Source organism: Aeromonas sp. PI_26, from assembly GCF_027854445.1.
Classification (GTDB): Bacteria; Pseudomonadota; Gammaproteobacteria; order Enterobacterales; family Aeromonadaceae; genus Aeromonas; species Aeromonas veronii.
On sequence record NZ_JAJNOE010000019.1, the window covers coordinates 71,651 to 84,494 of the forward strand.

General features: G+C 46.0%; 10 protein-coding genes. 5 read left to right on the forward strand and 5 right to left on the reverse strand.

Features of this window, described 5'->3' with window-relative positions; all coding sequences use genetic code 11:
• Nucleotides 1–229: 229 nt before the first annotated feature.
• The gene (locus LRL22_RS17815) at nucleotides 230–2,245 is read left to right on the forward strand and encodes a reprolysin-like metallopeptidase (RefSeq protein WP_270905991.1); all 2,016 of its coding nucleotides are present in this window, start codon (nucleotides 230–232) and stop codon (nucleotides 2,243–2,245) included.
• Between the two features lie 152 nt (nucleotides 2,246–2,397).
• Here LRL22_RS17815 and gdhA read toward each other — a convergent pair whose 3' ends face one another.
• From gdhA to LRL22_RS17835, 4 genes are all read right to left on the reverse strand, one after another.
• Nucleotides 2,398–3,729, reverse strand: a complete 1,332-nt coding sequence (gene gdhA / locus LRL22_RS17820) for an NADP-specific glutamate dehydrogenase (protein ID WP_270905992.1) — start codon at nucleotides 3,727–3,729, stop codon at nucleotides 2,398–2,400.
• 230 nt (nucleotides 3,730–3,959) lie between these two features.
• On the reverse strand, nucleotides 3,960–4,694 hold the full coding sequence (locus tag LRL22_RS17825) for an ankyrin repeat domain-containing protein (RefSeq protein ID WP_270905993.1): 735 nt from the start codon (nucleotides 4,692–4,694) through the stop codon (nucleotides 3,960–3,962).
• Between the two features lie 2 nt (nucleotides 4,695–4,696).
• Nucleotides 4,697–5,140 (reverse strand): hydroxyisourate hydrolase, encoded by a 444-nt coding sequence (gene uraH, locus LRL22_RS17830; protein WP_270905994.1) that lies wholly within the window; start codon nucleotides 5,138–5,140, stop codon nucleotides 4,697–4,699.
• 68 nt (nucleotides 5,141–5,208) lie between these two features.
• A complete protein-coding gene (locus tag LRL22_RS17835) occupies nucleotides 5,209–5,901 on the reverse strand; it encodes an outer membrane protein (protein ID WP_270905995.1) in 693 nt (230 codons plus the stop codon).
• Nucleotides 5,902–6,262: 361 nt separating this feature from the next.
• On the opposite strand from LRL22_RS17835, the gene LRL22_RS17840 reads away from it, so the two are divergent.
• Nucleotides 6,263–7,006 (forward strand): hypothetical protein, encoded by a 744-nt coding sequence (locus LRL22_RS17840; protein ID WP_270905996.1) that lies wholly within the window; start codon nucleotides 6,263–6,265, stop codon nucleotides 7,004–7,006.
• A gap of 136 nt (nucleotides 7,007–7,142) precedes the next feature.
• Here LRL22_RS17840 and LRL22_RS17845 read toward each other — a convergent pair whose 3' ends face one another.
• The gene (locus LRL22_RS17845) at nucleotides 7,143–7,442 is read right to left on the reverse strand and encodes a CHASE3 domain-containing protein (RefSeq protein WP_270905997.1); all 300 of its coding nucleotides are present in this window, start codon (nucleotides 7,440–7,442) and stop codon (nucleotides 7,143–7,145) included.
• A 583-nt stretch (nucleotides 7,443–8,025) separates the two neighbouring features.
• Here LRL22_RS17845 and LRL22_RS17850 point away from each other — a divergent pair.
• The 3 genes from LRL22_RS17850 to LRL22_RS17860 form a co-directional block, all read left to right on the forward strand.
• Nucleotides 8,026–9,108 carry a hypothetical protein gene (locus LRL22_RS17850; protein ID WP_270905998.1) on the forward strand — a complete coding sequence of 361 codons (1,083 nt, stop codon included), beginning with the start codon at nucleotides 8,026–8,028 and terminating at the stop codon, nucleotides 9,106–9,108.
• A 173-nt stretch (nucleotides 9,109–9,281) separates the two neighbouring features.
• Nucleotides 9,282–10,241: an adhesion domain-containing protein gene (locus LRL22_RS17855; RefSeq protein ID WP_270905999.1), complete on the forward strand. Its 960-nt coding sequence runs from the start codon at nucleotides 9,282–9,284 to the stop codon at nucleotides 10,239–10,241.
• Between the two features lie 599 nt (nucleotides 10,242–10,840).
• On the forward strand, nucleotides 10,841–12,844 hold a 2,004-nt coding region (locus LRL22_RS17860; RefSeq protein WP_270906000.1), incomplete at its 3' end, for an inverse autotransporter beta domain-containing protein.

A 12,844-nucleotide genomic window follows, 5' to 3' on the forward strand; every position in this document is an offset into this window, starting at 1 on the left:
ATCTCCGAGTCCTCAGTAAGTTCCCTTCAAACTGCATCGATTTAGGCAACAATGCCCCTGTCAATGTAACCAGGGTACGTCAATAGTTGCAGGGGCAATTTTTAGACTTCCGCTAATAACAAAATGATTATCTCAGTAGGATCATTCCTACTGTATGTAAAGTTTATTCCTACCATATCGATAAAGTAGCCATCAGTCACAAGTGAGGCTATCTAAGATGACATGTATTATGAAAGGGGTATGTTTAGTAGCAGGTCTGTTCGTAAGCGGCGTATTGAATGCGGCCCCATGGGTTACACTGGCGGAAAAGGGGTCTGACCAAGCAAAAGGAGAAGTTCGAGCCAAGGCATATCATCTGCTAAGTGCTGATGAAGGCTATCTTCAACAGCTGTATGCCGGAATGTCGCAGATCGAATTGCCTCTGCCTGAGGGGGGAACCATCATGTATGTGCTTACGCCTTACTCGCTTCTACCTGATGACTTGGCACGCCAATACCCTCAATTATTAACTTTTCAAGGTCACCAAGTAGATAACCCGACAGCACAGGGGCGATTTGATATAGGGCCTAATGGATTTTATGGTGTATTCGTATATAACGGTCGTTCTGTGTATCTGGATACTTTGGGAGATGGTCGCTATGCCTCTTACTATCAAAATGATTCTCGTAGTAATTTAGAGAAGAAAGACGAGCAGATTTTTCTTAATCCTATTGTGGGCAGACATTCTGAGCAAGATATAGAAGAGCCTGATCATAAGGGAAAAAGCATCGTCAAAGCGTATACAATCGCCATTTCGACTACCGGTGAATACACTAGGTTTCATGGGGGGACAAAAGAAAAAGCACTTAATGCAGTGATGACATTGCTCAATCGACTCAATCAGATTTATCGCAGAGATCTTGGTGTTGAGCTTAAATTAGCAAGTGGTAACGACAATTTGATATTTACGGACCCACAGACAGATCCATTCACTAATAGCACATTGGATATGAAAACCAATGCATCGGTTCAATCATTAGCCAAGAATAATAACCTTGTTGGAAATTTCGACGTAGGCCATGTGTTGACGACTAGTGGAGGCGGTGTTGCCGTTCTGAGATCCCTTGGCACCGCGAGTCGATCAATGGGTATGACGGGCTCATGGAATCCTACTGGGGACGGATTCTTTGTTGATTACGTCGCCCACGAGCTCGGCCATCAATTTGGTGCGGATCATACTTTTAATGGAACAAGTGGTAGTTGTGGAGGTGGCAACCGTAATCCTAAGCAAGCTTGGGAACCAGGAAGTGGCAGTTCTATAATGGCGTATGCTGGCTTATGTGGTGAAGAGAGTATTCAATCACACAGTGATCCCTATTTTCACAGCAAATCAATTGAACAGATAAAAGCACACTTGTCTTTGCATTCTGATATTGGCACTGTTATTGAGTCGATGAATGAGGAACCAGTTGTTAATGCCGGAAATGACATTGTGATACCCGCTATGACCCCATTCACGTTGACCGGCGCAGGTAGTGATCCCGATGGCGATGAATTGAGTTACTCATGGGAGCAGATTGATCTTGGTGAGCCCTCTATGAATGCGGCTTCAATGGTTGATGATGGCTTTCGACCCCTGTTCCGTTTTATGCAGCCAATCAAGAGTCCAGAACGCACTTTCCCTTCCATGAAATCCCTGGTTACAGGTGTACTGGCGAAGGGGGAAGCGTGGCCTGAGTTGACGCGAGAGTTGAATTTTCGTCTTACGGCACGAGATAACAGAGGTGGCGTAGCCAGCGACGATATGAAAGTCAAAATCCTGAGTGATGCCCGTTTCTCAATCTATCCGATGCCAGGCAATCACATCACAGCTGGACAAAAAAATATAGTTAACTGGGAGGTGGGTAGCACAGACCGACCTCCTATTAGTTGCAGTATGGTTAATATCTCCCTGAGTTCAGATGAGGGGGGCAGTTGGAGGTCAATAGCGCCGAAGCAACCCAATAATGGGGCCGCAAGTATATTTATTCCTGTCGATATAGGTGAAGCTGCAAGAATAAAAATTTCTTGTGCTGATAATATATTTTTTGCCATGAGTTCAGCGTTGACCGTAAGCAAGACTGCACAAATAACCACAGATAATAATGAAAGCTCCATTGTTAATGCTAATGAGGATAAAAGTAACGGGGGAGGCGGTGGTTCACTAGACTGGATAGCTTTAATTTCAATATTAGCGGGGGTGTTGCTTCGCAGACTGATGGAGTAATAAATGGGAATATAATTTTGATTGTATATATGATTGTGTTATAGGGGAAAGTAATACTCTCAAACGTTACCAATGCCTTTTGAGTTTGTTTTTTACGAGATTCCCCAGCATGTAGGATGCGAAGAGGTCTTCTTCGCATCCTTGTTTTTGAATTACAAGATACCTTGTTCCAAAATTGCGTCAGCTATTCGGACAAAACTTGCAATATTGGCGCCTCTTTCATAGTTTATCCATCCCTTGTTATCACGGCCGTACTCGATACAGAGGGAGTGTATAGATATCATGATCTGCTGCAAATGTTCATCAACTATTTCTCTAGACCAAGATAATCGCTGAGCATTTTGACTCATTTCTAAACCTGAAGTAGCTACACCTCCGGCATTCGCGGCTTTACCAGGTGCAAACGAGACACCTGTCTCATGAAAAAGCGAAATTGCCTCCGCAGTACAAGGCATGTTAGCTCCCTCTGCAACAAGTTGGACGCCATTCGTGATGAGCAGTTTTGCATCTCCGCTTCTCAATTCATTTTGCGTCGCGCAGGGGAGAGCTATGTCAGTAGGTACAAACCAAGGGGAGCGCTTTTCATGGAATTGGACACCAACCCTATCTGCATATTCTTTAATTTGTCCACCATTGGTTTTGATTGCTTGCAGCGATTGGAGTTTTTCTGCTGTAAAGCCTAAGGGATCGTAAATGCAACCAGAGGAATCGGATGCGGTGATCACCTTGCCCCCTAGTGCTATTGCTTTCTCTATCGCAAACTGAGCAACATTGCCTGAGCCAGATATAGAAATGTGCTTACCTGCAATGTGTTGATTTGACTGGGCTAGCATGGCAGACACAAAATATAGCAAACCATATCCGGTTGCTTCAGGCCGAAGCTGGCTGCCCCCAAAGGAGACACTTTTTCCTGTAAACACACAGTCATTTCTATTGGTCAGCTTTTTCATCATTCCTGCCATATAGGCGACTTCCCGAGCTCCTACACCAATGTCGCCAGCAGGCACATCGGTATCAGGGCCTACATGGCGATAAAGCTCGAGCATCAACGCTTGACAAAAGCGCATGATTTCTCCTTCACTTTTTCCCTTTGGATCGAAATCAGAGCCGCCTTTGCCTCCCCCCATTGGCAAAGAGGTCAGTGCATTCTTGAAAGTCTGCTCAAAGGCTAGAAACTTCAAAATAGAGGCGTTGACACTTGGATGAAATCTCATACCTCCCTTATAAGGACCGATAGCTGAGCTGTGTTGAATGCGAAATGCTCTATTGACTTGTACCATCCCCTTATCATCTACCCAACAAACGCGAAAGCGGATTAGGCGCTCTGGTTCCAATATCCGCTCAAGTAAACTCTGCTGTTGGTATTTTGGATGAGATGAGTAAAAGGGCCAAATGGAATGAAGCAATTCACTGACAGCTTGCAAATACTCGGGCTGATGTGTATAACGTTGGCAAAAATGGTCAAAAAAATGATCATAACTCATTAGTACATCCTTGTATTAAAAAACTCTAGCCACAGTTTGTTTTATATGAGGTTAAAATATTACGTGGTTTACTATTGATCACAAGAGAGAAAATTCTGATATGTTGCATATTTGAAGGCGTATAGTTGCTGAAGCACATAGAAGCGGTGCTGTGAAACTATATCATGAAGTTATTAGTATATAGATAAAAATATAAAGGTTGCAAATAATGCAACCTTTATAAAATTATATTAGCATGCTTTCTTTCCTGTCTTGAAATTCACTGCACCATGTTTAATCAAGATGTCAACTATATCTTGATGACCACGTGAGCATGCATAAGTAAGTGCGTTTTGCTGCAATGGTTCGCTGACAAGATCTACTTTGGCACCAATGGATAGCAGATAGTTAACCATCTCAATTCTATTGTTGCTGGCGGCTATCATCAACAAGCTTTCTGCTTCTTTATCTGCACTCTGATCGTTGATATCTACTTTCCCTTTCAGTTTGCTATATATTGTCTTCGCGACATCAGCGCTTTTCCCTAGTGCTGCTGATTTGAGCACATTTTTAACGTCAGCATCATCTGTCGCGTATAAGTCTGCACCTTTATCGATAAGATAGTTGACTATATCTTCGTAGCCGATAAAGGCCGCCCATCCAAGGGCTGTCTGCCCGCGACCGCTTAAATTATCTTTAGCTTCAAGTGGTTGTCCTGACTCTACCATTTCTTTCACTTGAGCCAAGTTCCCTTTTTTTATGGCATCAAACCACTTGGCGTGTGGACCCACGGATGGATAATAAAATATTCGATGTGGTAATACGTGACTATTGGCGATGGAATGCATCTCTTCGTAACTTAACCGATAGTCAGATAGTGATGTGGGTTTTACTGGTTGGAAGTCACTGGCTGCTAATACGGAACCTGACAATGCTAATGTGAATATGGTGGTGATAAAGATTTTTTTTGCTCTACGGATGTACATAATTAACTTCCTCTATATGTGGCGTAACCATATTGGGTCAATGTAATTGGGACATGATAATTTGTGTTATCATCCACATAAAACTCAATATTCACTATGGGATAGAAGCTCTTTTTTTTCTGCAATTGGTAGTATTTTTCTGTTGAAAACTCAAGCTTGTACTTACCAAAAGCATCGTTGCTCCCTAACTCAACATTGGTAAATCGTTTGATCCTGCCATTTTCATCTGTACGCTGGGTGTCGATTAGCTGCCACTGCTTGCTGCCATATCTAAACAGTTTTACTTCTACTCCATCAGCTCCTTTGCCAAGGGAGGTGTCCAGAACATGGGTACTAAGATAACCATTTTCCGCATTGATGTCGGTCGTGACTGGACTTGTAGCAGAGTATGCAGGAGGCGATATTGACAATGGTAATAAAACACTAAGCGCAATTTTTTTAATCATAATCTATTGCTCATTGATGTTGTTAAGGAGCAGGTTGATGTCAACCTGCTGTTTTTGAAGTGGGTTAATCAGAATAGATAGGTTAGGCCAAGGTAAATTTCTTGTAATGATAGTTCAGCTTTTAATTGCTCATCACTCTGATGGCGAGCATTATCAAAACGGTTAAATCCGCTTTCAACCTTTCCTAGACCGATATAGCGGTATCCAAGATCAGAGATAAATGATGAATTAATGTTTGCACGCAAGCCAGCACCAATAGAATAGGCAAGGTTGCTCTGTTCATTGCTATCAAAACGTCTGCTTTCATTACCTTGCCAACCCGTTACATCTATCTTTGACAAGCCTAGACCTGCTTGACCATATACAGACAATGAATCGTAAAAAGGTACTTCATGGTATGCATTGATCATCAGTCGTTCAGTGCTTATTTGATAATTATTTCTGGAACCGCTAAAAGAACCACCGTCAATACTTGTGATATAATGTGAATCAGTCTTTGGATTATATTCCAACTCTATTTGCCAATATTTATCAAACTGATAGCCTAATGCCACTGAGCCACGATTATCATCATCTTTGCTCACAACTTCAGTGTAACTCGCGTTACGAGGGTCAATACCAACACGAAGTGTGGTATCCATACTACTGGCGTACTGAGTACTCTCTATAAACTTTCCTGAAATATAATATCCTTCAGCTTGCGCTGTTTGTTGAAACAACGCCGCAGTCACTAAAATATAAAGCCCATGCAACTTCTTCATTGTATCTTCCTTATGGTAATACTTGCCATGAATGATAATGCTGTTTTATTTGAACAGCGGGAACTGTGCGAGTTATTTAATCGACAAAAAACTAAATATATTATCTCCGGTTCGCAAGTGAACCGAAGATGAATGATTTTTGTTCTGTGCGTAAGATATTTCCGAATGGCGTGCGTTGGTGTGATTGACCAGACCTAAGCTGTATCGAAAGTCAGCATTTTCTGACTTTAAATTGCTCCGTTAATCTGTATCTTTGTGAGGCTCGCACGAGCCCCAGCTGGGCTGTTGAGCTCAGAGATAAAAACGGATATTAACTGCAAGTTTAATGTGATGCATAAGTAGCAGAGTGGAGATGATTATCATGAAATGGATTGAAATGATGACGTTGTTAATATTTCGAATAGCTTGTCTTGTACGATGGCTGATGATTGGTATATTTCCTGTGATTGCGATGGAGAGTGAGCATACGTTGCCGGTTCACGGTAAGGGGGGACCTGTGCAACCTGTGCTTTCTGTCCCAAGCTTTCGATTGGGGCAATTATTGACTGCCAATGCCCACTCCAGTGATCCCGACGGTGATCCTATTCAATACCAGTTTCGATGGTGCACTCAGCCTGGGGGGGAGGGAACCTGTGTAGAAGGGCAAAAACAAATGTTCACTACACCGGGTAACAGATACGTCGTCGCCAGAGCGATCACACCTAGTGGATATCCACAAGACAAGCAGGGACAGAGCACATGGAGTCAAGAGGTTGTCGCACATATGATTGGAACACCTCCTGTTGCAAGGGATGTGCAGATTATTGGTAATGGCATTGTGGGTCAGATGTTGACGGGCCATTTTATCTATGAAGATGTTGACGGAGATCCTGCAGGTGAACACTATTACTTGTGGTATCGGGCTGATGATCAGGCTGGGAGTTTCAACAAAGTGCTAATTGCCGGAGGTATCAACTACATTCCCACCCTGGATGATATAGGCAAATACCTTGTCCTTGAAGTGACTCCTGTTTCTGCATCTGCAGCCATACCCAACAGCGGAACTTCAGTATTGGTTGTCACTGCTATGCCGATTGCTGATAGTCGGCAGCAGCTGTTTTTTTAGGGGCCAGCAGTAGTGACTCATCCATATTTGATCGAATGTTACTTGATAGAACAACACAATTACCGGCGTCCACATCAACACAATTACGGGATACCGCCAGCAAAAGCCGAGGTTTGGCCTAACCAAGTGTCCGGATTTAGTTGAACACTACATTCCCCATCTTATCGATGATCATGTTTAGCTCCGCGCGACCCGCATCCAACAAGGTAACATGCATCTGGCTAGATGCCCGGATGGAGGGAATTATCTCATTGGTGATCTTGCTGGTGGTGTGATAAAGGTTGGAAAGTTGTGCGGTGGCAAACCATGCAAAACTCAGCATCACTAATGTAAGAGCAGAAAACGCAACTAATAGCTTTTGTCCAATTGTCATTTTTGTCAGCATAACACCTCTTATATTCATATATCCCCACAGGTTGTTGTGTGTATTGTTCATATCGAATCATGATTTTTTGGATCAACAGTATGATAAATCGATGTAATGTTAATCGAGTGCGCGCAAAATCTCTTCAATGAGCAGTAACGCTATTGAGTTTAAATAACGTGGAAATTATTGTGGCCGCAATAATATATTTAAGATTGTGCTGTAAAGGTTTTCCTAAGATATTTCTTTCTCAGTACGGATGGCCGTGTTAATTAACCGACATAAATTTATAAGAATAGAATTAATGTGAGCATCTGAGTGCTCTCTGAGGAATGGGTATTTTCCTACATTTCAAGTTGAAATGTCCTACTGAGTCGAAGTGTGTTGGTGGCTAATATTTGCTCATCGATTCAGCGGGCTCGTTGAAAAGATAAAAATCCAAAATCGAGTTGCCGGTCTTAATGCGTTGGTCAATATGAAATGTTGCCCAGCCGGATACAGAGTTGTTTGTCCTTTGCCTCATCCGATAGGCTTAAAAGTGCAAGCGGTATCAAGCCCACCTTCGGGGCAGTGAACCAGGGATAGTCTCCTCGCGATTGTTAACAACGTGCAGTTGCTTATTGGGCTGCGTATGTAACCGACAAGGTCTCTATTCATGAAAAAGTTTGCAACCCCTTCTCATCATATTCGTCGTACCACCTTGGCTGCCGTTTTGCTGGCAACGCTTGTCAGTAACGGCGCAAGTGCTTTAGTCTCAACCAACAACGCAGGCCCCATTCATGGCCGTCAAATCACCGTCGTTGCCGTACCGGAAATCACAGGGCTGGGGGTGGTTGGTGTGCCGGTCACTCTACCAACGGTACCGGGTACTGCCGATGCAGATGGTGACGCACTGACCGACTGGTACTACGTTTGGCAACTGGATGGTGTTGATGTCGGTGCCGAGCAGCTAGCAGGTAGCATCGATGCCATTCCCGCCTATACCCCGCAACCTGCTGATGCTGGCAAAAAGCTGACCCTTAAGCTGCGTGCCGTTGCCGACGAGCGAAGCTTCCCGATGGCAACCCGTTACTCAGCAGACAGTCTCTCGAATGAGATCACTATTGCTGCCGGTGAACTGGAGATCGGTGGTGAAGGCCCCATTGTTGAGAATCCTGGCATCCCGGGCTCAATTGGCCTTGACGGGGATGGCAACGGCAGTGGCCCAGAAAACCAGGAGATCAAGGTAGATATCGGTTCATCCGTTACCAACAACAACAGTGGTGGTGATCTGGAGTGGAGCCTGGGTGGTGATGACAGTAGCCAGTTCACCATTGACGACAACGGTGTGCTGACCTTGAAACCGCAAGATGCAGAAAACCCGCTTGATAGCGATGGCAATGGCACCTATGTGGTTGAGGTAACGGTCACTGACCCGGCGACCGGGGCACAAGACACCATCACTATCACCATCACAGTTGACAACGTGGTTGAAGCCGCAACTGACGTCAAGGTAGTCGATGAAGCAGGTGTTGCAATTGCAGGCAATCCGGTAGTCGGAACCACTCTGCACTCCGCTGTGACGCTGGATGATGGTGCGGGCGAGAAGCTTGACCGTGCTGATGCCACCTACCAATGGCAACGTGCGCTGGATGGTACGGAAGATTGGGTTGATGTTGCTGGCGCAACCAGTGCCACCTACACCACCACGGGGGCGGATCAGGGTTACAAGTTCCGTGTGGATGCCAACGGCAAGTAATAGTACGACATATCCCAAGAGTGGCAAGGAGGCCCGGTCTATACCGGGCCTCTTTTTTTTTGTCCACAAACGAGGTGGCAATAAATTCATATTGCGACGTTTTAATCAAGGGAAGAACCATGATTTTACCATTGCGTTTACACCAGGCCCTGTGTTTGTCAAAGATGGGGGGCATGGCATTGCTTCTGCTAGCTGGTCACTCAGCAATTGCCAAAGTGAGTGATCCAACAACCGCTATTTTCGGGCGTGGGGCTCCGACGGCACCCACCATGACATTCAAAACCATGACACAAGATCAGTACCTGAGAGTGGAGCGGGTTGACAGCTCCATTGATCCGGATGGAGACGAGATCACTTACCAGACGCGCTGGTGTTCTGAACCGTCTGGTCAGGGATCTTGTTCATACATCGATGCGCAATTGATGTCAGAGTCAACAGGCTATTACATAGCTGCTCGCGCGCTTACTCCGCGGGGCTACCCGCAAGCCACTCAGGGGAGTAGTGACTGGACGGAACAGGCTACTGGTCGTATACCGAAAGTCACCAATATCCAGGTCAACCGTGGCCAGTTGGCCGGGCCAGGAACGGCGGTCTCAGCAAGTTACCAATATGAAGATCTGGATGGGGACCTTGAGGGAGCCAGTCGATATCAATGGTACGTCAACGGCGTTGCTATCGCCGGTGAAACGGCACGTGAGTACATGGTGAAAGAGACCGATCTCAATAAAGAGCTGGCCGTAGAGGTTGAGCCGATGGCTCAGAGTGGGTTGGCAAATCTGGGGAAAAAGAGGGTATCAGCAGTATGGAAAGTTGCCCATCTAAAAGTGAAAGTGGGGGCGCTTACTTTTTACCGTTCTGCAGTATCGGGCGAACTGGCTTCCCAGAGTGGTGCTACAACAAAGTGCCAGCAGCTTAGCATGAGATTGCCGACAAGGGCTGAGTATCAGCTTCTCTATAATGCCTACCCAGCCAACAAAATTTCTTCCGTGATCGGCTGGCCAACAAATATCTATGCATTTTGGACATCAGACGTTCACACCGCAGGTAGCATACACTGGGCTTTCAGATTGGATAATGGAAATTCCAATGGAACCTACTCGGTAAACAATGAATATTATCTCTGTGTTAGTTAATGACGATATGAATAAAAAAAGACCGCTTGAAGCGGTCTTTTTTATTTGTCCACACTATTTGATAGCAGCATAAAAATGAGTAGCGAAATGCTACTTGAGTGCTTGTGTCTGGCAATAAATTAAAAGATGGGTTTATGCTGTTTCAACAGAGCAGACCGGTGAATACTAGCAGCTCATATAAATAATAATCAAGATGCTATGTATAAAAAAGCCGCCTACTGGCGGCAAAACGTTCAGGCTTGTTAAAGTCGGAAGTCTGACTCTATGCAATGTGTAACCAGTTTTCGAAGTACGGGTCGTGGTTGCACGGGGGGATGATCACATAGGTTGTAAAAGAATTCCCGTAGGAATTTGCGCATTTCCTTTTTTTTTATCTGAATATTGTCATGGAAAAGGTTTTCCTTGCTATTAACACCCTGATTGAAAATGATTTTTGCAATTTACTTACATGTAAGGGTAGGTCGATTCCTACGAGTCATGCCGGAGTGTCCTACATAACAGGTCGTGCCAGTTAGATATTATATGCGGAGTTGGCTGGTCCTTGTGCTTTACGCGCAAAACCAGTCATAACTTGTAATAACCGAAGTGAGCTTTTCAATATGTTTAAAAAAAGTCGCGTATATCAGCTGGTATGGACTTACCTCTTTATCGGCCACAATGCCGTGTTGCCCGTTGCATACGCGGCTGGCTCGGTAACTGAAACCCAAAAGCGTCAACAAAAACCTTCAGAGAATATCTACACCGTTAAAGTGGGTGACAGCCTGAGCGGCATCGCCAAAGCTCATGGTGTACCTGTTCATATTTTGCTTGCCATGAATGAGAGTCGACTGGCGACTCATCCCCTCGAAGTTGGCCAGAAAATTGTGGTTCCAGCAGCAGGAGTTCTCCCTGAACTGGGCGGCAACAATCCGCTGAATCTGACGGCAAGCAATGAAAAAGCCAAATCCGTAGGTGATTACGCCGCGGAGAATGCTGCGCGTATTGCTACTCAGTTTGCAACCAATGACGGGGTCGAAGTTGACGAGACCTTGGCAGCCAAAGTTGCACGCCAGACTTATGGCAATGCTGACAATGCATCTGTTGTTGCAGGTTCATCCTATGGCGCCAAAGAAGAAGCACAGTACTGGAAGCGTCAAGCTGTCTCAGGTTTTGAGGCCGAAGCTAACCAGTATGCTCAGGAATTGGTAGGCAAGGGGACCGCCAGAGCCAAAATTGCTCTCGACGATGACATGAATATTGCCGAGTCATCACTTGATGTGCTGATGCCATTCGCAGAGAGCGAGTCGCGCATGCCATTTGTGCAAGGTGGGGTCAGAAAATCCAGCAATGACAATGTCACCGCCAACATTGGTATCGGCCAGCGCCATTTCACCAAAGATTGGATGCTCGGTTACAACGCCTTTTATGACCAGGATTTCACCGAGAGTGCTTCCCGCGCCGGTATTGGTGCAGAAGCATGGCGTGACAATCTCAAAATGTCTGCCAACGGTTATATACCGCTGAGTTCCTGGAAAGATAGCGACAAGATCGAAGATCACCTGTCCCGTGCGGCCAGCGGTATTGATGTCAACATTCAGGCCTATCTGCCGTCGCATCCGGCACTGTCTGGCTCTGTTACCGCAGAGAAATATTTTGGTGACAACGTGGACATTCTGGGCTCCCAGAAGCTGGAGAAAGATCCCCATGCCATTACCTTGGGTGTCGGTTATCAGCCGGTTCCGTTGGTCAAATTTGATGCCAAGCACACTGAAGCATCCGGTGGCCAGAGCAACAGCCAGGTTGGGTTAAATCTTGAATGGCGTCTGGGCGAGTCACTCCACAACATGTTGGATGGCAGCAAGGTCAACAAGTCCATGCAGGGCATGCGCTATGACCTGGTCGAACGCAACAACCAGATTGTTCTCGAATACACCAAGGCACAACTGATGTCTGTTGGTTTACCACAGTTGCTCAGTGCGTTCGAAAACAGCCCGTTTGATATTTCACTGCAGGAAGTGCGTAGCAAACATCCTATTGCCGAGATTGTTTGGCAGAGCCCCTTGTTTGACAAGCTTGCTATCCCGGCTGCGCAGTTGAGCGGTGCAAATCTGACTACTCTGCGCTTGCCCGAGCTGCCCGCATTTGAAGCAGAAGGCAGCAATATCTACGGCATCACAGTCATTGTACGTGACATCAAGGGGAACGAGGTCAGCGCTTACAGCACCCTCGAGGTACTGCAAAGCCGTACCAGACCTGAGGTTGATGATCCGAACGCGGACCGCGATGGTGACGGCCTGACCAACGGCCAGGAGAACCAGCTTGGTACCGATCCGGACAACAAAGATACCGACGGTGACGGCATTGACGACAAGACCGAAGTGGACAACGGCAGCAATCCGCTTGACCCGAACGACCCGGTGGCTGATCCGAACGGGGACCGCGATGGCGACGGCCTGACCAACGGCCAGGAGAACCAGCTCGGTACCGATCCGGACAACAAAGACACCGACGGTGACGGCATTGACGACAAGACCGAAGTAGACAACGGCTCTAACCCGCTTGACCCGAACGACCCGGTGGCTGATCCGAACGGGGACCGCGATGGTGACGGCCTGAGCAATGGT